Source organism: Streptomyces sp. SolWspMP-5a-2, from assembly GCF_900091845.1.
GTDB lineage: Bacteria > Actinomycetota > Actinomycetes > Streptomycetales > Streptomycetaceae > Streptomyces > Streptomyces doudnae.
The window spans coordinates 1-20,918 of record NZ_FMCI01000371.1 but is presented as its reverse complement, the minus strand read 5'-3'; the positions used below and the strand labels follow the sequence as shown (position 1 = coordinate 20,918).

Here is a 20,918-nt window from a genome sequence, read left to right as displayed (position 1 = left end):
CGCTGCTGCTCCGGGGCGAGGGGCTCGGCGGTGCGGGCCGGGCGCGGGGCGGGCCTGGCCGGCATCCGGTCGGCGGGCAGCACCGCCGGGAGGGTCGGTCCGACCGACGAACGGGCCGCGTCGAACAGGCGCCGGGTGACGGTCTCCAGATCGTCCCCCCGCCCGCCGCCCTGGGCACCGCGCCGCCTGGACCCCGTGCTCATCGCCCGGGTGGCGTTGAAGGTGCCGCTGTCGCTCTCCGCGCGGTCGTAGAGGGTGTTCACCCGTCGCCGCACCTCTTCGCGGCTCGGGCCCTCCTCGATCGTCGTCATGGGAGCCGTACTCCTTCCGTCCTCCGCCTACCGGGTTAGCTGTCGGGTTCGGGCGGGAAGACGCGGAAGGCATGCCCTACGGCCCTTGCCCCGGAGGGCTGTCGGGCCGATTCACCCCAGATGTTCGGTCGGGTCCCCGGCTCCGGCTGCCCGAGGGCGGGCCGGACTCGGCGGAGGCCGCGTGACCCGGCGGAGATCGCCGGAGTGAGTCGTGCGGCCCGAGCGTCAACTTAGCCAACTTGTGCTCCCCGTGTGAAGATTGGGAAGCGATATGTCCGATACGCTTCTGTGACCTTCGTCGTGACGGACCGTCAGACGCGTGGACCGGGCCGGACGCGTCGCTCTCGCGGGGGCGGGGCGGACACGGAGGGTGGTCTCAGGAGTCCTGGCCGTCGGCGCGGGCCGCGCGCTCCGCGTTGCGCTTCTTGATCCGCACGGTCTCCTTGCGGACCTCGGCCTGGGTGGCGCGCTCCTTGGTCAGCCACTCGGGCCGCTCCTCGCGCAGCGCCTCGATCTGCTCGGTGGTGAGGGGCTCGGTGACCCCGCCGCGGGCGAGCCCGGCGATGGAGACGCCCAGCCTCTCCGCGACCACGGGGCGGGGGTGCGGACCGTTGGCCCGCAGCTCGCGCAGCCACTCGGGCGGGTCGGCCTGGAGCTCGGCGAGCCGGGTGCGCGAGACGTCCCCCTCGCGGAACTCGGCGGGGGTGGCTTCTAGGTACACACCGAGCTTCTTCGCCGCGGTCGCGGGCTTCATCGTCTGGGTGGTCTGGTGCGACTTCATACCGTCCAGGGTATCGACCATGTGGGGGACCGGTGACCACGGACGGTAACCTGGCGGAGTGACTGGCTCCGAGACCTCCCCGCCGTTCCGCCTCGCGTACGTCCCGGGGGTGACCCCCGCGAAGTGGGTGCGGGTCTGGCACGAGCGCCTCCCCGACGTCCCGCTCACCCTGCACGCCGTCCCGGACGCCGAGGCGGCCGACCTGATGCGGGCGGGCGGCGCCGACGCCGGGTTCGTGCGGCTGCCGGTCGACCGGACGTTCTTCAGCGCCATCCCCCTCTACACCGAGACGACGGTCGTCGTGGTGCCCAAGGACCACGTGATCACCGCCGCCGACGAGGTGACCCTGGCCGATCTGGCGGACGAGACGGTTCTGCACCCCCTCGACGACGTCCTGGACTGGGCGGGGCCGCCCGGTGAGGCCGCCTTCGAACGCCCCGCGGACACCGCCGACGCCGTCGAGCTGGTCGCGGCGGGCATCGGCCTCCTCGTCGTCCCGCAGTCCCTGGCCAGGCTGCACCACCGCAAGGACCTCACCTACCGGACCGTCGTCGACGCCCCGCAGTCGAGCGTCGGACTGTCCTGGCCGGAGGAGGCGACCACCGAGCTGGTCGAGGACTTCATCGGCATCGTCCGGGGCCGCACCGTCAACAGCAGCCGGGGCCGCAGGCAGCCCGAGCCGCAGCCGAAGGAGAAGCGGGCCGATCCGGCGGGCCGCCGCAAGCCCGCCGCGCCCCGGGCGAAACCGGCGTCGGGACGCGGCGCGCGCGGCGGCGGCAAGGGCAAGCCGCGCCGCCGCTCGTGACGACGGCGATCCCACCCAAGGTCACGCCGTGCGGGGCGTGACCTCACGGCTGGTACGTCGCCCGTTCCGCCGTCGCCACCACCTTCTCGCCGTCCGCGGCCGTGAGCAGCCCGGCCGACACCCAGGCCGTCACCGTCGAGCGCACCCTGGCGACCAGGGCCGCCCCGGTGGCGAACGGCGCTGCGGACCACACCTCGTCCAGCAGTGAAGTCCCGTCCGCGCGGGCCGGGTTGGCCACTCCCGAGTCCAGACCTCCGAAGACCACCACGGGTTCCGCCCGCCGGAAGTAGGCGTGCGACGGGTCGGTGGTCCCCTCGTAGAACGGCGCGAACTCCGTTCCGTCCAGGGAGAGGTGGAGCGGCCTGCCCGGCACCGGGGAGAACCCGGGCAGCAGGTCGCCGGAGAGGGCCGCGAAGCGGTAGAGCCCGAACCGCGGGTACTCCGTGGCGGAGCCGCGCGCGACCAGGTGCACCGGGCCGTGGAACAGGGCCTGGAGCGAGGGGTCGTCGAGCGTTCTCTCGACCCGGAGCAGGAACGGGACGTCGACCCGCACGACGTCGCCCGCTCGCCAGGTCCTGGACACCCCGAAGTAGCTCCCCGGCGTCGGACTCCCGGGCACCGCACGGCCGTTGACCGTGACCCTGAACCCCGCGCCCGCCCACCCCGGCACCCGCAGCCGCAGCTCGAACGCCGCGTCCGCGCCGCCGAAGGTGAGCGTGCTGCCCTGTTCCCTGGGGTAGCCCGTGGTCTGCGTGAGCGTGACGCCCGTGGCCGCCCAGCGCAGGGTGGACGGGCTGTACAGGTTGACGTACAGGGCGCTCCCGTCGGGGCGCGCGAAGTACACCGAGTCCTGGTACTTGGTGGCGCTCTCCATGCCGGTGCCCTCGCAGCAGGTCGTGCCCTGCTTGGGCGTGAAGTCCCGCGCATGGCCGGGTCCCAGGCCGATGAAGTAGGTGACCAGCGGTTTCTCCGCGTCCGCCAGATCGCGCTTGGAGCCGAGCACCTGGTTGTAGAGGGTCCGCTCGTAGTAGTCCATGTACGCCGGGTTCTGCTCGTGCAGGAACAGGGCCCGGCTGAGCTTCAGCATGTTGTACGCGCAGCACGTCTCCGCCGTCGTCGGCCCGATCGTCCCCGCGATCACCCCGGCCGCCTTCCAGAACTCCCCGGTGCTGGTGCCGCCGTTGGCGTACACGCGCCCCGGCACGACCATGCCCCAGAAGTTCCGCGCGGCGGTCAGGTACCGCCGCTCGCCCGTCGCGTCGTACAGCCTGACCAGACCGGTGAAGATCGGTATGTGCTGGTTGGCGTGGAGCCCGTCCAGCGTGTCGACGTCCGCGGCACAGGCGTCGATCAACCGGTCGAGGTCGAACAGCCGCGCCAGCTCCAGGTGTCGAGGATCACCGGTGACCGCGTGCAGATCGCAGACCGCCTCCACGACGCCGCCGAACTCGCCGCTGGAGAAGATCCCCCACATCCGCTGGAGGGTCGCCGAGGGCAGCGCCGACAGCCGCGCGTGCATCCAGTCGCCCATGCCGGACGCCAGGTCGAGCGCCCGCGCGTCACCGGTCGCCGCGTGCGCGTCCAGCAGCCCCCGCAGGATCTTGTGCGCCGTGTAGTAGGGCGCCCACACCCGGGTGTAGTCGCTGCCGGTCATCGACTCCAGCTCGATGAACTGGGTCTCCGGGTAGGCGGCGAGGAACCCGGGATGGCTCGGCCCGCCCCAGGTGCGGCGCAGGGTGGCGGTGAGACCCCGCCCCGACGCGTCCGCGATCCGGCTCCCGCCCGTCTCGTCGAAGGCGTACGAGACGAGGTCCCCACGCCCGGCGGGGGTGTCGGCGGGCCCGGCCGCGCCCAGCGCCGCCACCTCGGCCGGGTCCAGCGCCCGCGACCAGACGTCGAAGCCGCCGAGGGCGCCCGCGAGGACGGGATCGGCCGGGTAGTGGGAGCGGCCGAGCCAGTGGTGGGCGAGGGTGCCGAGGGCGGCCGGGGTGAGCGTCATCGCCGTGTTCCGCCCGACGGCGGTGCCGTCCACGTAGAGCGTCCCGGTGCCGTCCGCGACGGTCACGGCGAGATGGCTCCACCGGTCGAGCGGCAGCGCCGCCGTGCCGTCGATGCCCTGCTCGGCCCCGGCCCCGCCGGTCGTGACGGCGAAGCGCGGGACGCCGTTCGCGGTGCGGGTGGCGAGGTAGAGGTAGCGGGTGATGTCGTCGCCGAAGTCGAGGACACGGGCCCAGGCGTCGTCGTGCACGGGTTTCACCCACGCGGCCAGGGTGATCGCCGACGCGCCCCCGAGCACCCCGGCGGGCAGGTCGACGTACTGGTGGGAGCCGCGCCCGTTCTCCACGGCGCCGCCGAACCGGCCGGGCACGCTCCGTACGACCGGGTCCGCGCGCAGGGCCGCGCGCACCTCGGTCAGCGCGCCGACCGCCGTGCCGATCCGCTCGGCGAACACCCGCTCCCCGGTGCTCGCCAGGGCCTGCGCCAGCATGGTGAGGAAGTGGCCGGTGTAGTGGCCGCGCAGATTGCCGTTGGCCTCGCCGTCCAGCCCCTCCCAGCCGCCGGGCGCCACCGCGTCGCCGGTGGGCAGACCCGCGTTGGCGCGGAAGACCTGCAGGAGCCGGTCGATGTCGTAGCCGCGGGCGTGGCCGAGCATCAACTCCCGCTTGTCGGCGAAGAGGCCCGCACCGAGGCTGACGTCGCCGAGCCCGAACGGGACGGCCGTCCAGGCGGCCGGTACGGCGGACGCGCCGCCCGCCGCGGCGGCGGTCCCGACGGCGGCCTGCGCCGGAGCGGGGGTGGCGGCGGCGAGCGCCGCGGCCCGGAGAACGGAACGTCGGGAGAGGGGCGGTGCCATGGGTGCTCCTCCGTGGGCCGGTCGTCCTGGACACGCGCGGACGGGACCGCGCGCCGGACGGATGGGCGAATGTTCGACTTGTCGAACCTCGTGCGAAGTGCCGACCAGACGATAGGCAGGAGGCGCGGGACGGTCAACGGGCCGGGAGCGACCGGTTCAGGTCAGCCGCTGCGCCCCGCCAGCCACCGCAGCGCTCCGGCGGCCGTGAACGCCGGCTGCCCGCCCCGCACCAGCAGCCCCGCCGTCGCGAACTCCGGCGCGTCCGCCTGCCCGGCCAGGTACGGGACCGCGAGGCACCGCATCCCGGCCGCGTGCGCGGCGGCCACGCCGGGGGCCGCGTCCTCGACGACCACGCAGTCGGCCGGGGCCGCGCCGAGCCGCCGGGCCGCCTCCAGGAACACGTCGGGTGCGGGCTTGCCCCGCTCCACCTCGTCCGCGGACACGGTCGTCCTGAGGTACGCGTCCAGCCCCGTCCCCGCGAGGACCGCCGCGATGGCCTCGCGCGAGGACCCCGACGCCACCGCCATCGGCACCCGCTCCGCCGCGAGCCGTTCCACGAACGCCCGCATCCCCGGGTAGGCGTGGGTACCGGCGCGGGCCAGCTCCAGATAGCGCCGGTCCAGGTCGGCGAGGAGGTCGGGGACGGAGGAGGTGAGCCCGTACCGCCGCCGCCAGAGCGCGATCGTCTCGCGGGTGCTGACCCCGACGTACCGCTCGTGCTCGGCCCAGGAGAACTCCGGGACGCCATGCGCGGCGAGGGTCAGCCGACCGGCCTCGTAGTAGTTCGGCTCGCTGTCCACCAGGGTGCCGTCGAGATCGAAGATGACCGAGATGCCGCCGAGTCCGCTCACCCCGCCAGCATGTCAAAGGCCCCCCACGGCACGGGAAGCCGGGTCGGGCGGCGTGACACCGGAGGCCGGATCGTGCCCGCGTGGCGCGGGAGGCCGGGTTCCGTCGGCCGTGCCCCGCACCGCACGGGAGGCCGGGTTCCGTCGCGCTGCACGGGTGGCCGGGGTTCCGTCGCGTGGCACGGTGGTGGCCGGGTCGGGTCCCGTGCCGCGCGGAATCCCGGTCGGGCCGCGCGTCGCGCACGGCGCCGCGTCAGCTCCCGCTCGTCCGGCCGATCGACTCCACCAGCGGCAGCAGCCGCTGCGGCACCCGCTCGCGCAGTGCCACCTCGGTGCGGGTGCGGACCACGCCCGGCAGGCTGATCAGCTTCTGGATGACGTCCTCCAGGTGGGCGTTGTCCCGCGCCACCACCCGGGTCAGCAGATCGCCGCCGCCGGTGATCGAGAACGCCTCGACGATCTCCGGGACGGCCGCCAGCGCGTCGCCGACGTCGTCCAGGTGCCCCTGGGTGACCTCGATGTGCACGAACGCCAGCACCGGGTGGCCGAGCGCGGCCGGTGACAGCGCCGGGCCGGTGCCGGTGATCACCCCGTCCCGTTCCAGCCGGTCGAGGCGGGCCTGGAGGGTGCCGCGCGCGACACCGAGGAGGCGGGCGTACTCCCGCACGCTGGTCCGCGGCTGTTCGAGCAGCAACCGCAGGATGCGGGTGTCCAGCGCGTCGACCGGCATCGTCAGGGCCTCCCGCCCTCGGGAACACGATCCGCCCCGACTGTACCAATGGCCCAGCGGCGTCGCACGCACGGCCTGCGGCAACGGCGATCCCGCACGGAACCTCTCCCCTCTCTTCTGGGCCAATGGACCACTGGAAACCTCACCGGTTGAGCCGATGGTGCGGGAGATGCTCTCATGGGGGACGTCGATGGCGCTGCGGATTCCGCGGCGCCTTTCTCATGCCGGTGGTCGGCCGGCGTCCGAACGGTGACAGTGGGGGCGGTAGACAGTGCTGCGAAGGGTGTTCATGGCGCCGGACCCGGGCCGGACGCGGCTGCGGTTCGCCGCGCGGGCCGTCCTCGGCATCGGGCTCGCCGTCGTCGTCTGCGGGCTCGCCGGACACTCGCTGGTCGGCGCCGTCACCGGCGGACTCGCCGCGCTGCTCGCCCTGTTCACCGTCACCGACGCGACGGTCCGCGGCCAGGCGGTCACCACCGCGCTGCTGCCCGCCGTCGGGCTGCCCGTGCTCGCCCTCGCCGCCGGACTCCACGACCGGCCCGCCGCCCGCGACCTCGCCTTCCTCGCCGTCGTCGGCGCGGGCGTGTACGCCAGGCGCTGGGGGCCGCGCGGCCACAGCCTCGGCGTCTTCGCGTTCATGACCTTCTTCGTGGCGCAGTTCCTGCACGCGACCACCGACCGGCTCCCCGAGCTGTACGCGGCCGTCGTGCTCTCCGTGCTCAGCGCGGCCGGGGTGCGGTTCGGCCTCTGGTGCTACGAGCGCCGTCTGCCGCCCGTCCGGCAGCCCGCGGCGTCCGGCTCCACCGGCCTCGGCCGGGTGACCACCCGGCAGGCCGTCCAGGCGACCGCCGCCGCCGGGTTCGCGCTGGTCGCAGGGCAGGCGCTGTCCGGTGAGCGCTGGTACTGGGCTGTCGGCGCCGCCTGGTGGATCTTCGTCAACACCGCCTCACGGGGCGAGACCCTGGTGCGCGGCTTCCGCCGGGTCCTCGGCACCGTCCTCGGCATCGTCCTCGGGCTGCCGCTCGTCGCGCCCCTCCAGGGAGCGCCCGTCCCCACCGCGGTCCTGCTCGCCGTCTGCGTCTTCGGGATCTTCTACACGGCCGCCGTCTCCTACACCTGGATGATGCTCTGGGTGACCCTGCTCGCCGAACTGCTCTACGGGCTGCTCGGCGTGTTCACGCCCGGTCTGCTCGCCCTGCGGTTCGCGGAGACGGCCGTCGGCGCCCTCGGCGCGGTCCTCGCCGTCCTCTTCGTGTTGCCGGTGACCACGCACGCCGTCACCCACGCCTGGATCCGCCGCGCCCTGCGCTGTGTGCACGCCTGCACCGCCGAGGCCGCCGCCCGGCTGGCCGGGGTGCCCGGTGCCGACCCCGCCCCGCGCGTCGCCGAACTCGAACAGCTCCTGGGCCGGGTGCGGCTCTCCGTGGCCCCGCTGGTGCACCCGCTCAACCCGATGGCCGACCGCAGACGGCGGGCCCGCAGGGTCCTCGACCTGCTCGACGCCTGCGCCCGCGAGGTCCGCGGCCTGGTCGCCGTCGCGGCCGACCCGGAGGCGAGCCACGACGCCCGGCTCGCCGCCGCCTGCCACCGGGTGGAGCGCGCGGTGGAGGCCCTCACCGGCGAGGACGTCCGCGACCTCGCCGCACGTCCGGCCCACCACCCCGGCACCGAACCGGCCCTCGCCCACCTGCACGGCCTGGAACGCGCCCTCGCCGACCTCGCCGCGCCCCTGCGGACCCCCACAGGATCGCGCCTCGTCGGCGCCTGACCAGGGCCTCTCCCGCCCTGACCAGGGCCTCTCCCGCCCGCCGACCCCGCCCGACGCCCTTGGTCTAGACCGCGCGGGACCGGCTGCTAGCGTCACCCCGGACTGCACAGCGGCGAGAGGGGACAGCGGTGACTGACGGCGGCGCACGGCGGAGGCGGGCCTTCATCGGGTCGTTCACGGCGGCGGGCGGGCCCGGCATCGTCACGGCGGCCGTGGCGCCCGGCGGCGGCGCCCTCACCCTCCTGCACAGCGTGACCGGCCTGCCCGACCCGTCCTACCTGGCCCTCGCCCCCGACCGCCGGGTCCTGTACGCCGTCAGCGAGACCGCCGAGGGCGCGGTGGCCGCCTACCGGCTGAACGGCGGGCGCCCCGAACCGGCGGGGCCCCGGTCCGCGTCGGCGGCCAGGGCCCCACCCACCTCAGCGTCTTCGACGGCCACGTCCTCACCGCCAACTACGGCTCGGGCAGCGTCACCGCGGTCCCGGTACGCGCCGACGGCACCCTGGCCCCCGCCCCCTCCGCCGTCCTCCCGCACACCGGCTCGGGACCGCACACCCGCCGCCAGCAGGCCCCGCACGCGCACCAGGTCCAGCCCGACCCGAGCGGCCGGTGGGCCGTCAGCGTCGACCTCGGCACCGACTCCGTCCGCGTCTGCACCCTGCGCGGGGGCACGCTCGCCGTGCACCGCGAGGCGCCCCTGCGGCCCGGCTCCGGCCCGCGCCACCTGGCCTTCCACCCGGGCGGCGGGCACGCGTACGTGCTCAACGAACTCACCCCGACCGTCACCGTCTGCCGCTGGCAGGGCGAGGACGGCACCCTGAAACCCCTCGCCGAGGCCCAGGTGCTGCCCGCGGCCCCGGCGGGCGACGCCTATCCGTCGGGCATCGCCGTCTCCCCCGACGGCCGCTTCGTCTGGACGGCGACCCGCGGCGAGGACGTCCTGTCCACCTTCGCCGTCGAGGCCGACGGCGCCCGCCTGCGGCTGCTCGGCACCGTCCCGTGCGGCGGCGACTGGCCGCGCGCGATCACCGTCGCGGACGGCTACCTGTACTGCGCCAACGAGCGCTCCGGTGACGTCTCCTGGTTCGCCCTCGACCCGGAGACCGGCCTGCCCCTCTACGACGGCCGCGTCCCGGTCCCGGCCGCCTCCTGCGTCGTCCTGGACTGACGGGGACGGTGCGGATTCCGCGTCTGACGCACGCGGGGTGATACGGCGCCCCGTCCACCCCACCCGCGTCACACGCATCCCGCACGCCTCACCCCGCACGCCGAAGGGCCCGCCCCGATGATCTCGTGGCGGGCCCTTCGGCGTCGTTCGTCGGTACGGTGTGCGGTGCCCGCGTCAGCGGACGGGCGCCCCCTGCGGCTGCTGCGGCGCGATGCCGAGGGCCGAGGTGTACTTGGCCAGGGCGAGCTTGCCGATCGCCGGGTACGGGCCGAGCGCCTCGGCGGCGGAACAGCCCACCTCCTTGGCCGCTTCCTCGATGAGACCGGGGTCGATCTCCGGGCCGATCAGGTACGGCGCGAGGGCGAGCTGCTGCGAGCCCGAGGTGCGCAACTGCTCGGCGACATCGGCGATCGAACCGTCCTGGTCGAGCGCCGCGGCCATCACCGGCACGGCGAGGCGCGCGGCGAGCAGCATGCCGGTGATCCCGGCCGCCTGCACCGCCTCGTCGCCGCCCACCGACGCCAGGATGATGCCGTCGGCGGCCGTGGCCACGGTGAACAGGCGGGCGCGGTCGGCGCGGGCCAGACCGGCCTCGGACAGCCGCACGTGCAGCGCCTCGGCGAGCAGCGGGTGCGGGCCGAGCACATCGGTCAGCTCGGCCGCGATCCGGCTCTCCATGACGGCCTGCCGGATCTGGCGCAGCAGCGAGTTGTCGGGACCGGCCAGCAGCGGTACCACGACGGCGACAGGGCCGTCGGGCTGCTTGACGTCGAGGCCCGCGTCCTTGGCCTGCTCGTAGCGCGCGGTGCGCTCCTCGGCGGCATGCGTCAGCACGGCCTGGAGGGTGGGGAACTCGGTGTCGTCCCCGTCCAGGTATCCGATGCGCGCGTCGAGGCCGGGCAGCTCGGAGCGCGCGATGCTCACGACCTCCTCGGCCAGGCCGCGGGTGGCGGTTCCGGGGGTGCCCGGTACCGCGAGGACAAGCGAAGGGGCGCCCTCGGGAGCCGCCAGGGGTTCGGGGCGGCGGTGCCGCCCTGGCTGGCGGGGTCGCGGCATTCGTACTGGCAGGCCGGACGCGGGCCCAGTGGGGGAGCTCATGGCGCCGCATGTTACTGGCTCAGCGGGTTCCCCCGTTCGGGGAGGGTGCAGGTGAGCGGTATCCGTCCGGTTTTGTCTGATGAGTTACGTACAGATCAGAAGTGATCAGCCGGTGGATAGCCGCCCCTTACGGACGTGACGGTGAGCAACGCCTCGTCACGCGGGAGCGAGAGCGACCCGGTGACCAGCTCGGACGCGATCCGCACCGACCCCAGCAGGGGGTCCCCGGCCGCGGGCACCCGCTCGGCGTGGGGCAGCAGCCGCGCCAACTCCTCGGCCAGCGGCACGACCAGGACGTCCCCCATCCCGAACAGGCCCCCGGTGAACGCCACGCGCGGCTCGCCCCCGGCCGGGCAGACGGCCGCCGCGGACGCCGCCATCTCCCGCGCCGCCGACCGCAGGATGCCGGCCGCCACCGGATCGTCCCCGGCGCACTCGGCGACCCGGGGCGCGAACGACGCGAGCACGGCGGGCCGGTCGGCACGCGGATAGAGCAGACCGGGCAGGCCAGGTACCGGTCCGAACTGCCGCTCCACGGCGGCCAGCAGCGCGGGCGAACCGCCCGCGCGGCCGTCGAAGGCGCGCAGCGCTGCCTCGAGCCCGGCCCGTCCGATCCAGGCGCCGCCCCCGCAGTCGCCGAGGAGATGGCCCCAGCCGTCCGCGCGCCGCCAGCCCGTGAGGTCGGTGCCCAGGGCGATCAGGCCGGTCCCGGCGGCGACCACCGCGCCCGGACGCGGGCCGAGGGCACCGGCGTAGGCGGTCACCGCGTCGGCGGCCAGGGCGAGGGTGCCGACCCCGAACTCCCGCTCCATCGCTGTCGGCAGCTCGGCGCGCAGCGCTTCCCCCAGGGTGGCGAGGCCGGTCGCCCCGAGCACGGCGGTCCCCAGGGCGGTGACGCCGCTCTCCTCGGCCGACGACCGCACCATGGGCACCAGTTGGGCCATGAGGTGCTCGGGGTCGATGCCACGTGGGCCGGTCCGCACCGGTTCGTCCGAGCGCCGTCGGGCCAGCACCCCGCGCGCCACCGTCCCGACCGCCACCCGCAGCCCCGACCCACCGGAGTCGACGGCGAGATAGCCGCCCGGATCGCCTGGACCCGCCGGGTCGGGACGTTCCCGGGCGGCCGGGGCGAGCGGGTCGGGACGTCCCGCGGGGCCGGTCACGGCAGGCGCCAGTCCACCGGCTGTCCGCCCTGGCCGACCAGCAGGTCGTTGGCCCGGCTGAAGGGGCGGGAGCCGAAGAAACCGCGGTCGGCGGACATCGGCGACGGGTGCGCCGACTCCACCGAGGGCAACTGCCCCAGCAGCGGCCGGAGATTGCGCGCGTCCCGGCCCCAGAGGATGGACACCAGCGGCTTCCCGCGACCGGCCAGGGCGCGTATCGCCTGCTCGGTGACGGCCTCCCAGCCCTTGTCGCGGTGGGCGCCCGGCTTGCGCGGGGCGGTGGTGAGCGCCCTGTTGAGCAGGAGCACGCCCTGCCGGGTCCACGGCGTCAGATCGCCGTTGGAGGGCTGCGGGAGGCCCAGGTCGGTGTTCAGCTCACGGTAGATGTTGAGGAGGCTGCCGGGCAGGGGGCGCACCTCGGGCGCCACCGAGAACGACAGGCCCACCGCGTGCCCGGGGGTCGGATAGGGGTCCTGACCGACGATCAGGACGCGTACCTCGTCGAAGGGTTGCTGGAACGCCCGCAGGACGTTCGCCCCGGCCGGGAGGTAGGTGCGTCCCGCGCCGATCTCCGCGCGCAGGAAGTCCCCCATCTCCGCGATCCGCCCCGCGACGGGTTCGAGGGCCTTCGCCCAGCCTGCTTCGACGATCTCGTGCAAAGGTCGTGGTGCCACGGGCGTCACCCTACTGCCGTGCACGGGGCGGCGATCACCCAGTGCTCGGGGCCGGAGGGGGAGGGCCGGGAGGTCGCGTTCATGAGCCCCTTTCGAAGGCGTGCGCGGGACGGGACGGGCGAGCGGAACGGCGGCGCCGTGCGGGTGAACGGGCCTGCGGACAGCGGGCGGAGCCCGGGGAAGGCCCCGGCCGCCCGGAGTCGTCCCTGCTCACCACCCAGTCTGCCCGCCCCCACTGACAGTGCCCCTCCGCAGGGGAGTCGTCGCAGGTCAGCGCGCGGAGGGTAGCTCAGCGGGGGCCGCGCCGCGAGCGGTTCGCACGGACCCGCTCGGCTCGTCCTCCGCCCGTGCCACCGTCGGATCACAGCCGCCGCCCTGAGCATTCGGTGGCGTCGGCCCGTATGGGATGTCGGTCGGGGGAGGTCGTGCGCGTGAGGAGGAAGCCTTCGATGGCGGTACGTGGTCCGAAGGTCCGGCTGTGGCGGTGGCGGCGCAACCCCCTCAAGCGCCGGTCCGACACCGTCGAGGCGTGGGTCCTGCTCGGCACCTGGCTGCTCACCGCCCTCGCCGGGGTGACGGCGGGGCTGGCGGCGGGCCGCTCCGTGGACGCGGGGCTGGCCCGCGAACGCGTCGAGTGGACGGCCGTGCGGGGCGTCCTCGCCGAGCGGGCGCCCGGCGGGACCGGCCGGGAGACCGCCGACTCCCGTGAGCAGGTGTGGGGCACCGTCCACTGGACCTCCCCGGACGGCGTCCGCGCCACCGGCCAGGTCAGGGTCGCCCCGGGCGCCGCGGCCGGAACCCCGGTCACCGTGTGGACGGACCCCGCGGGCCATCTGGTGTCGGAGCCCGCCACCCCCGCCGAGGCCCGGTTCAGGGCCGCAGCCGTCGGCGGTCTCGTGGGCCTGAGCGCGGCGGCCGTGCCGTTCGTCGCCGGTCGGCTGCTCTGCGTACGGCTCCGCCGCCACGGGCTCGACCGCTGGGACACCGAATGGGCCCGCTTCGACCCCCTGAGCGACCACAGCACGGGCTGAACGACCGGACCCGGGGGCCCGCCCAGGTGTCCGGGCCGTCTGCCCCGGGTGCGGGCCTCGCACGGTCGCGCCTTGCCCGCGGGCGTCACGCACCGGCCGGCACCCCGGCTTCCCGGCGGTACGGCTGAGCGGTCCCGCCCGGGAGACGCCCGGCTCTCCGAGCCGTCCCACCCGGGAGACGGCCTGGCCCTCCGAGCCGTCTCACCCGGGTGCGGGCACCATGCCGATGTACCGCGCCTGCCGGTGTCACCCACCAGCCAGCACCTCGGCAGCACCAACCGAGCGCACCCGCTCGGGAGACGCCCGGCCCTCCGAGCCGTCCCACCCGGGTGCGGGCTCATCGGGGGTCGTGCCGCGCGCGCCGGTGCCACGCACCGGCCAGCACACGGCACCCCGGCAGCACCAACTGAGCGCACCTGCCCGGGAGACCACCCAGCCCCCAACCCGCCTCACCCAGGGGCCGGCCCCACCCTTCCCGCCCCGCCCCCCGGCCTACCCACCCGCCAGTACCTCCCGGCACACCCGCAGCAGTCCCTCGTCCGCGAAGGCGCCGTGGCCCGCGTATCCGGCGGGGGAGGCGGTGTGGCGGCGTGGGGAGGCGAGTTCCGCGTGCAGCAGGTCGTGCAGGGGCTCGCTCGCCGGGCCGACGGCCGCCAGGCAGTCCGCGATCGGGCGCCGGGTGTGCGGGTTCTCCCGCCAGGACGCCCGCAGCACCGACACCGCCAGTGCCACGTCCCCGCCCGCCCCGGTCACACCGGACGCCCGTCCGCGCAGGCCCCCCGCGTCGTCGTCACCCCCCACGCGCCACAGCGCGCACGCGGCCGACATCCGCTCCCAGAGCTGGCTGGAGCGGGCCATGAGGCGGAGGTCGGGCAGGGCGGGGCGGGCGGCCGGGCCGATCCGGGCCAGCGCGTCGGCGGCGGCGCGCCGCTTCGGCGCGTCCTCGTTCGTCAACTCCCGCACCAGGACCGGCCGTACCGCGTCCGCGTCGCCCTCCAGGGACCACAGGGCATCCGCCGCGACACCCGCCCACTCGGTGCGCAGCAGGTTCCGCAGCACCGGTGCCGCGTCCAGCGCGGCGGGGCCGAACGCCCCCACCGTCCGCACCGCGGCCGCCACGAGCGCGTCGCGTGAGCGGACCCCCTCGGGCACCCCCAGCACCACCCGGAGCACCTCGGGCACCGCCCGCGCGTCCCCCAGCGCGCCGAGCGCCGACAGCAGCGGCAGGGCGCGCGGGTACGCCTCCGGGGAGTGCAGCGCCGTCCCGGCGAGCCGGTGGCGCAGCGCGGGCGCCAGCGGCACGGCGGCACGGCCGAGGTGGACGACGGCGTCCCCGAGGTCGTCCGGCACGACCGGTCCGGCCAGGACGAACGCCAGGACCGGCACCGCCCGCGGATCGCCGCTCCTGGCCAGGGCCTTGAGCGGCTCGCCGAGGGTCGGGGCGCCGCGCTCCCACTGCCGCACCCAGAGATCGGAGTGCGCGCCGACCAGCGCGTCCAGCTCGTCCGCCGCCGGGGCCGCGAGGTCGAACAGGTCGCTCAGCACCGACACCGCGGCCTCCCGTAACCGGCCCTTGCCCTGGGCCAGTTGGGCGCCGATCAGCGCCACGGGACGGTGGTAGTCACCGCGCCAGCCGTGCAGCAGCCCTGTCGACATCCACACCGCGTTGCACCGGTCGGTGGGGTCCGGGCTGGTCAACTGGCCCTCGAGGAGCGCGATCCGGTCCCGCACCCGGTCGCCGAGGCCGCTGTGCAGGGTGCGCAGCAGCTGCGAGCCCTCCTCGTCCGACGGCCGCAACCGCCGTATCCGGCCGACCAGGGTGTCCTTGGCGGGGCGTTCCGGCTCCTCGGAGCGGCACGGGCCGCGCTCGCGCGAGCGGTCCCTGAGCAGCCCGACGGCGGTGGCCACCAGGTCGGCCGGAAGCCGGTCGCTGGCGCACCCGGCGAGCTGGCCGAGCGCGGCGAGCCGCTGCCCGGGACCGTACGGAGGCGCGCTCAGCCCGGTCAGCAGCGTCACCGCGTGCCGGGCCTGACCCGGGTGGCGGTGGGCGAACAGGCCGAGGCTCTCGGTGAGGGCGACCAGCACCCGGTCGTCCCGCTCGACCGCGACCCGCTCGCGCAGCAGGTCCAGGACGCGCGCCGGTTCCTCCAGGAAGCGGACGAGCGCGCCGGGCGCCGCCCGCCGCACCCCCGGGTCCAGGTCGCCGGTCAGCCGGGCGAAGGCGGGCGCACCCGCGCGGACCGCCGTGCGCGCCATCAGGTACGTCTCGCGCACCGGCTCGGGGACCCGGTCGGTGTCGACCGCCGGGGCGCCCGCGCCGCCGTCACCGCCCTCCTCGCCGCCGATGCTGACCAGCAGCCCCAGCACCTCGTCCCGGTCGCGCACCTCCTCGCGCTCCACCAGCTCGAACAGGAACGGCAGGCAGGCCAGCGTGGAGTCGTAGACGTCCCCCTGGTGGTGCACGGCGCCGTACATCCCGTCGAGCGCCGCCTCCCGCTCGGCCGCGTCGGCGGAGGCGAGCCCCCACAGCAGCGCGGGCACGTCCCGCGCGCTGCCGTACGCATGACGCATCGAGGCCCAGTCGACCTCGTCGATCCCGGTGAACACGTTGTCCTCCCCGCACGAAGTGCCACTGATCGTGAGTCTGCACCACGGCACTGACAACCAAGCGGAATCGAGGAGTGACTGTGCGCGATCCGGACGCGCGCGGCAGCGCCCGGCGGGCGCCGGCTCAGGCGGTGCCGGGCAGCGCGCGCCCCAGGATCGCCGCGAGGTCGGCGCCGTTGGGCAGGGTCCCGAAGGCGTGGCCCCAGTCGCCCGCGAGCCGGGTCGCGCAGAACGCGTCGGCGACGGCGGGCGGCGCGTGCCGCACCAGCAGGGACGCCTGGAGGACCAGCGCGATCCGCTCGACCAGCCGCCTGGCACCGGCCTCCGAACCGGTGGTGAGCTGGTCCCGCAGGCCGCGCACCGCGCCGTCCAGCCGGGCGTCCGCCCCCGTGGCCAGGGCGAGTTCGCCGAACAGGGCCTCCGCGGTGCCCGGATCGCGCCGCAACGCCCGCAGCACGTCCAGGGCGTTGACGTTGCCCGAGCCCTCCCAGATCGACAGCAGCGGCGCCTCCCGGTAGTGCCGGGGCATCCCGGACTCCTCCACGTAACCGTTGCCGCCCAGGCACTCCAGGGCCTCCGCCGTGAACGCCGGACCCCGTTTGGTCACCCAGTACTTGCCGACGGCGGTCGCGATCCGCCGGAACGCCGCCTCGCGCGCGTCCCCGCGCACCGCGCGGTCGGCGGCGCCCGCCAGCCGCAGGGTGAGCGTCGTGGCGGCCTCCGACTCCAGCGCGAGATCGGCCAGAACGTTGCGCATCAGCGGCTGTTCGGACAGCCGGGCACCGAACGCCCGGCGGTGCGCGGCGTGGTGGCCGGCCTCGACGAGCGACGCCCGCATCAGGGTCGCCGACGCCATCACGCAGTCCAGGCGGGTGCAGTTGACCATCTCGATGATCGTCTTCACCCCGCGCCCCTCGGGTCCCACCAGCCAGGCCACCGTGCCGTCGAACTCCGGCTCGGCGGACGCGTTGGAGCGGTTGCCGAGCTTGTCCTTGAGCCGCTGGACGCGGAACGTGTTGCGGGTGCCGTCCGGCAGCACGCGCGGCACCAGGAAGCAGGACAGGCCGTCCGGCGCCTGCGCGAGGACCAGGAACAGGTCGCACATGGGCGCCGACGTGAACCACTTGTGCCCGCGCAGCGTGTACACGCCCGGTTCGCCGGTCGGGGTCGCGGCCGTGGTGTTGGTGCGGACGTCCGAACCGCCCTGCTTCTCGGTCATCCCCATGCCCGCGAGCAGCCCGCGCTTGCCCGTCGGCACGGCGAGGCCGGGCTCGTACACCCGGCTGGTCAGCAGGGGTTCGTAGACGGCGGCGAGATCGGGCTGCGCGCGCAGCGCGGGGACGGCGGCGTACGTCATCGACGTCGGACAGCCGTGCCCGGCCTCGGCGTGCCCCCACACCAACCCGCCCGCCGTGCGCGCCACATGGGCGCCGGGCCGGTCGTCGGCCCAGGGCGCCCCGGCGAGGCCCGCGCCGACCGCGACCTCCATCAGCCGGTGCCAGGCCGGGTGGAAGTCGACCTCGTCGACGCGGTGGCCGTACCGGTCGTGACTGCGCAGCACCGGCGGGTGCGCGTTGGCCAGCTCGCCCCACTCCCGCGCCTCGGCGCCGCCCGCCCGCACCCCCAGCGCGCGTACCTCGTCCTCGGCCCATCCGGCGCCCTCCCGGCGCAGCCCCTCCAGCAGGGCCGTGTCCTCGGAGGCGTCGTAGGGCGTCAGCGGCGGCGGCTGGTTGGTGACGTCATGGGTGGTGGACGGCGACCGGAGCCGCGCGGGTGCTGAGGTCTGGGCTGCCATCCCTCCATGTTGCATCCATTCTGCGACTGTCGCAATGATGCAACATGAACGGCGCACGTAAGGTACCCACCATGTCGACCGACGCCACCGGGCAGCCTCACGGCGCGGACCTGCGCCCGCTGTCCGCGCGCTCGGTCGTGCTCAGCCTGCTCCTCGGCACCCATCCGCCGGAGCTGCCCGTCCGCGACCTGGTCCGCGCGGTCTCGGCGTTCGGCGTCGGCGGCTCCACGCTCCGGGCCGCGCTCAGCCGCATGGCCGCCGCGGGCGACCTGGTGCGCACCGACGCGGTCTACCGGCTCAGCGACCGGCTGCTCGACCGCCAGCGCCGCCAGGACGAGGCGCTGCGCCCCGGCACGCGCGCGTGGGACGGCGACTGGGAGATGGTGGTGATCACCGCCACCGGCCGCGAGCCCGCCGAACGTGCCGAACTGCGCGCCCGGCTGACCGGACTGCGCCTGGCTGAACTGCGCGAGGGCGTGTGGCTGCGCCCCGCCAACCTGACCCGCCCGCTGCCCGCCGACCTCACGCGCGTGGCCCAGCTCTGCGCCGCCCGGCCCGACGGCTCCCCGTCCCTGCTCGCCGCCCGGCTCTGGCCGCTGGACGCCTGGTCGGCCACCGCCCGCGACCTGCTGGCCGGGGCCGCCGAGGCCCGGCTGCCCGCCGACCGGCTCACCCTCTTCGCCACGGCCGTGCGCCATCTGCTCGCCGACCCCGTGCTGCCGCCCGCGCTCCTGCCCGCCGACTGGCCCGGCGCCCGACTGCGCGCCGCGTACACGCGCTACCGGGGCGAGATCGCGCTCTCGATCGGCGCCTGAGACGCCCCTCCCGTAGCGGACACGGGCACGGGTACAGACATGGACACGGGCACAGACGCGGACATGGACGCGGGCACGGACACAGGCACGGCACGGGCGCGGACACGGCGGCGGCCGTACGGAGCGCCGTGCAGGAGGCGCTCCGTACGGCCGGGTTCACCGTGGGGGGTCCGCTGGTCCGTGCCGCCTACTTGTACGTGATGTCCGACGCCGCGTACTTGCAGTACGTCGAGTCGGGTCCGGTGCCGTTCGTGGTCGGCTCCGCGCCCGTGCTGTTCCCGATGTACTTCTGGCAGGGGATCATCTTCTTGCTGGTGTCGCCGACCACGGTGATGTTCTTCAGGGTCGCGCTGTCGCCGTAGTTGGTGTTGATGCCGACGATGCGGCTGCCCTTGTAGGTCGCCTCGATGGTGTTGAGGTTGATCGTGCGCTTGTACTGCGTCTTGCAGTTGCCGCAGGAGCGCACGAAGGCGCCGAAGGTCTGCGCCGCGAAGTTCGAGACGTTCAGCGTGCCCGCGCCGTTGAACTGGAAGACCTTGTCGCTGGCCTCCTTCGCGCCGCCGCCCGAGACGGTGTAGACGTTCGACGACGAGGAGCCGAGGAAGGTCGCCGCGTCCTCGCCGACGTCCTCCCACCACACGTTCTGGAGCGTGCAGCTGCCCAGGCAGTGGATGCCGTCGGCGGCGGGCGAGCCGATGATGACGTTCTTCAGGGTGGTGCCCGCGGCGAGTTCCAGGATCGGCCCCTGGTCCTCGTCCTGGCTGCCGGTGCCCAGGTCGCCGCTGCCGTACAGGCGCAGCATGCCGTAGTCCTTGGTGCCGGAGACCTTGATGGTGGCGGTGACCGCCTGGCTGCCGCTGGCGGACGGCCAGGTCGCGGCGCTCGCCGGGGTCAGCGCTCCACTGGCCATGATCATGCCAACTGTGAGGCCGGTGGCGGCCAGTCCCGCGCCGAGCGTGCGCGCTCGCCCGCGCCGTGGTGCCGGTGACGTCATGTCCCGATGCCTTCCAGGTGGGGGAGGGGTCAGAGCTTCCCGGAGCCCGCGCCGGACGTCACCGACGCGACGACCGAGGAGGCGGGTTCGGCGGTGTACGTGTACGGGGGCTTGGTGAACGTCCCGGTCCGGGAGATCTCGGTCGAGGCGCCGCCGAGGTCGTTGCCGGAGAGGTTCGCGTAGCCGTCCACGTCGCTGTCGCGGCTGGTGGTGACGGCGACCGTCGTCGAGCGGAAGACGTTGTTCTCGACGAACATCTGGGCGCCCATCCGCGAGTGGACGGCCGTGGCGGCGCCGACGACGTAGTTGTCGTAGAAGTGCCCGGTGCCGAACCGCAGGCTGGGGATGCGGGAGTTGACGTTGTTGAAGTAGTTGTGGTGGTACGTGACCCGCAGGTGCCCGGTGTCCTCGCTCGCGTTGTTGTCGCTGTGGCCGACGAGGGAGCCCTTGAAGTGGTCCTTGAAGGTGTTCCAGGAGACCGTCACGTAGTCCGAGGCGTGCGTGATGTCCAGCAGCCCGTCGTAGTAGTCCTTGTCGTGGTCGCGGTCGGCCGAGAAGGAGTTGTGGTCGATCCAGACCTTGGTGGACTCCTGGACGGTGATCCCGTCGGAGGGCGCCACCGGTTTGCTGATGTTCAGGTTGCGGACGACGACGTTCGTCACCTTCTTGAGCCGCAGTCCGCCGCCGGTGAACCCGGAGGACGAACCGACGCCCAGGACCGTGGTGTTGGAGCCGACGTCGACCTGGCCGCTCAGCGAGATCAGGCCGCTGACCTTGACCACCTTGGCGGTGCTGCCCGTGACCGCCGACTTGAAGGCGTCCAGCGTCGAGACCGTTACGGCCGTCGCGCTGCCGCCTCCGGTGGTCCCGGCGCCGAACCCGACGGGTGAGGTGTCGGCCGCTCCGGCGGACTGGGGGAGGGCGACCGCGGCGACGGCCGCGAGCGCCACCGCGGTGGCTGCCAGGGTGACTCTTCGCGTCTGTGCACGTGGGGGGCGAGTGCGCATGCGGGTGCGTCCCTTCGGGAATCGTTCAGTCGCGTATCTGAAGTTTGTGCAACCTGCAGAACGTTGTGTGCGGGCAGGGTGATCGCGCGGCCCGAAATGCGGCTCAGGGGGGTTCCGACGGTCACACTGCTGAACGGAACGTAGAGGGCAAGCGCTTTCTAGTCAACGCCTCGCGCAGTCCACATCCGGCCACTCCGAGGGGTGGCGGGTGTTGGTGGGAGGTGGCCGATCCAGGGACGTGGGAGCGCTTCCATGGTGAACGTGTCCATGCCACCATGCGGCGACCGGGCGCGCCCGCCTCGCGTCATGGGAGCGCTCCCACCAACTGACCTCGCCGAAAGGGGCAAGGATGTGACCCCCCGCACCCGCGTACACCCGCCACGGCGTACACCGCTCGTGGCCCTCCTCGCCGTCCTGCTGCCGTTCCTCATGGCCGGGGCTGCTTGCCGCGCCCCCGGCCACCGCCCAC

Annotated in this window: 15 protein-coding genes, 2 pseudogenes and 1 riboswitch; of the genes and pseudogenes, 5 read left to right on the top strand and 12 right to left on the bottom strand. The window is 74.7% G+C overall.

Features of this window, described 5'->3' with window-relative positions; genetic code table 11:
- Positions 1-311, bottom strand: a pseudogene (locus GA0115242_RS36830) (peptidoglycan endopeptidase); the annotation flags it as partial.
- Between the two features lie 8 nt (positions 312-319).
- Positions 320-494: riboswitch (cyclic di-AMP (ydaO/yuaA leader) on the bottom strand.
- A 193-nt stretch (positions 495-687) separates the two neighbouring features.
- Positions 688-1,092, bottom strand: a complete 405-nt coding sequence (locus GA0115242_RS36825) for a DUF5997 family protein (RefSeq protein ID WP_093836011.1) — start codon at positions 1,090-1,092, stop codon at positions 688-690.
- A gap of 58 nt (positions 1,093-1,150) precedes the next feature.
- On the opposite strand from GA0115242_RS36825, the gene GA0115242_RS36820 reads away from it, so the two are divergent.
- Positions 1,151-1,897, top strand: a complete 747-nt coding sequence (locus tag GA0115242_RS36820; RefSeq protein WP_093836010.1) for a LysR family transcriptional regulator substrate-binding protein — start codon at positions 1,151-1,153, stop codon at positions 1,895-1,897.
- 43 nt (positions 1,898-1,940) lie between these two features.
- Here GA0115242_RS36820 and GA0115242_RS36815 read toward each other — a convergent pair whose 3' ends face one another.
- The 3 genes from GA0115242_RS36815 to GA0115242_RS36805 all read right to left on the bottom strand — a co-directional run bounded on the left by GA0115242_RS36815 (position 1,941) and on the right by GA0115242_RS36805 (position 6,329).
- A complete protein-coding gene (locus GA0115242_RS36815) occupies positions 1,941-4,751 on the bottom strand; it encodes a beta-L-arabinofuranosidase domain-containing protein (protein ID WP_093836009.1) in 2,811 nt (936 codons plus the stop codon).
- 161 nt (positions 4,752-4,912) lie between these two features.
- On the bottom strand, positions 4,913-5,602 hold the full coding sequence (locus GA0115242_RS36810) for an HAD family hydrolase (protein ID WP_093836008.1): 690 nt from the start codon (positions 5,600-5,602) through the stop codon (positions 4,913-4,915).
- A gap of 250 nt (positions 5,603-5,852) precedes the next feature.
- Positions 5,853-6,329, bottom strand: a complete 477-nt coding sequence (locus tag GA0115242_RS36805) for an Lrp/AsnC family transcriptional regulator (RefSeq protein ID WP_093836007.1) — start codon at positions 6,327-6,329, stop codon at positions 5,853-5,855.
- A gap of 271 nt (positions 6,330-6,600) precedes the next feature.
- Between GA0115242_RS36805 and GA0115242_RS36800 the strand changes: the two genes are divergently transcribed.
- Positions 6,601-8,097: an FUSC family protein gene (locus GA0115242_RS36800; RefSeq protein ID WP_093836006.1), complete on the top strand. Its 1,497-nt coding sequence runs from the start codon at positions 6,601-6,603 to the stop codon at positions 8,095-8,097.
- Positions 8,098-8,225: 128 nt separating this feature from the next.
- Positions 8,226-9,265, top strand: a pseudogene (locus GA0115242_RS36795) (lactonase family protein).
- Between the two features lie 174 nt (positions 9,266-9,439).
- On the opposite strand, the gene GA0115242_RS36790 reads toward GA0115242_RS36795, so the two are convergent.
- The 3 genes from GA0115242_RS36790 to GA0115242_RS36780 form a co-directional block, all read right to left on the bottom strand.
- Complete coding sequence (locus GA0115242_RS36790) at positions 9,440-10,363, bottom strand: sirohydrochlorin chelatase (RefSeq protein ID WP_093836005.1); 924 nt, start codon at positions 10,361-10,363, stop codon at positions 9,440-9,442.
- A 95-nt stretch (positions 10,364-10,458) separates the two neighbouring features.
- A complete protein-coding gene (locus GA0115242_RS36785; RefSeq protein WP_237549528.1) occupies positions 10,459-11,409 on the bottom strand; it encodes an N-acetylglucosamine kinase in 951 nt (316 codons plus the stop codon).
- A 113-nt stretch (positions 11,410-11,522) separates the two neighbouring features.
- On the bottom strand, positions 11,523-12,200 hold the full coding sequence (locus GA0115242_RS36780) for a uracil-DNA glycosylase (RefSeq protein ID WP_093836003.1): 678 nt from the start codon (positions 12,198-12,200) through the stop codon (positions 11,523-11,525).
- A gap of 449 nt (positions 12,201-12,649) precedes the next feature.
- Here GA0115242_RS36780 and GA0115242_RS36775 point away from each other — a divergent pair, with 449 nt between their 5' ends.
- On the top strand, positions 12,650-13,231 hold the full coding sequence (locus tag GA0115242_RS36775) for an Rv1733c family protein (protein ID WP_093836002.1): 582 nt from the start codon (positions 12,650-12,652) through the stop codon (positions 13,229-13,231).
- A gap of 492 nt (positions 13,232-13,723) precedes the next feature.
- Here the strand turns inward: GA0115242_RS36775 and GA0115242_RS36770 are convergent, their stop codons facing one another.
- Together GA0115242_RS36770 and GA0115242_RS36765 are read right to left on the bottom strand one after the other, a co-directional pair.
- Complete coding sequence (locus GA0115242_RS36770; RefSeq protein WP_093836001.1) at positions 13,724-15,838, bottom strand: PBS lyase; 2,115 nt, start codon at positions 15,836-15,838, stop codon at positions 13,724-13,726.
- Between the two features lie 124 nt (positions 15,839-15,962).
- On the bottom strand, positions 15,963-17,633 hold the full coding sequence (locus GA0115242_RS36765; protein WP_161353462.1) for an acyl-CoA dehydrogenase family protein: 1,671 nt from the start codon (positions 17,631-17,633) through the stop codon (positions 15,963-15,965).
- 71 nt (positions 17,634-17,704) lie between these two features.
- Here GA0115242_RS36765 and GA0115242_RS36760 point away from each other — a divergent pair, with 71 nt between their 5' ends.
- Positions 17,705-18,448 carry a PaaX family transcriptional regulator C-terminal domain-containing protein gene (locus GA0115242_RS36760; RefSeq protein ID WP_093835999.1) on the top strand — a complete coding sequence of 248 codons (744 nt, stop codon included), beginning with the start codon at positions 17,705-17,707 and terminating at the stop codon, positions 18,446-18,448.
- Between the two features lie 187 nt (positions 18,449-18,635).
- On the opposite strand, the gene GA0115242_RS36755 is transcribed toward GA0115242_RS36760, so the two are convergent.
- Together GA0115242_RS36755 and GA0115242_RS36750 are read right to left on the bottom strand one after the other, a co-directional pair.
- On the bottom strand, positions 18,636-19,442 hold the full coding sequence (locus tag GA0115242_RS36755; protein ID WP_093835998.1) for a pectate lyase: 807 nt from the start codon (positions 19,440-19,442) through the stop codon (positions 18,636-18,638).
- A 29-nt stretch (positions 19,443-19,471) separates the two neighbouring features.
- Positions 19,472-20,449 (bottom strand): pectate lyase family protein, encoded by a 978-nt coding sequence (locus GA0115242_RS36750; protein WP_093835997.1) that lies wholly within the window; start codon positions 20,447-20,449, stop codon positions 19,472-19,474.
- Positions 20,450-20,918: the final 469 nt, after the last annotated feature.

Coding starts and splice junctions, on each gene's coding strand:
- GA0115242_RS36825 (WP_093836011.1), bottom strand. CDS start 1,092: ATGAAGTCGCACCAGACCACCCAGACGATGAAGCCCGCGACCGCGGCG.
- GA0115242_RS36805 (WP_093836007.1), bottom strand. CDS start 6,329: ATGCCGGTCGACGCGCTGGACACCCGCATCCTGCGGTTGCTGCTCGAA.
- GA0115242_RS36755 (WP_093835998.1), bottom strand. CDS start 19,442: ATGACGTCACCGGCACCACGGCGCGGGCGAGCGCGCACGCTCGGCGCG.
- GA0115242_RS36775 (WP_093836002.1), top strand. CDS start 12,650: ATGGCGGTACGTGGTCCGAAGGTCCGGCTGTGGCGGTGGCGGCGCAAC.
- GA0115242_RS36765 (WP_161353462.1), bottom strand. CDS start 17,633: ATGGCAGCCCAGACCTCAGCACCCGCGCGGCTCCGGTCGCCGTCCACC.
- GA0115242_RS36815 (WP_093836009.1), bottom strand. CDS start 4,751: ATGGCACCGCCCCTCTCCCGACGTTCCGTTCTCCGGGCCGCGGCGCTC.
- GA0115242_RS36790 (WP_093836005.1), bottom strand. CDS start 10,363: ATGAGCTCCCCCACTGGGCCCGCGTCCGGCCTGCCAGTACGAATGCCG.
- GA0115242_RS36760 (WP_093835999.1), top strand. CDS start 17,705: ATGTCGACCGACGCCACCGGGCAGCCTCACGGCGCGGACCTGCGCCCG.
- GA0115242_RS36750 (WP_093835997.1), bottom strand. CDS start 20,449: ATGCGCACTCGCCCCCCACGTGCACAGACGCGAAGAGTCACCCTGGCA.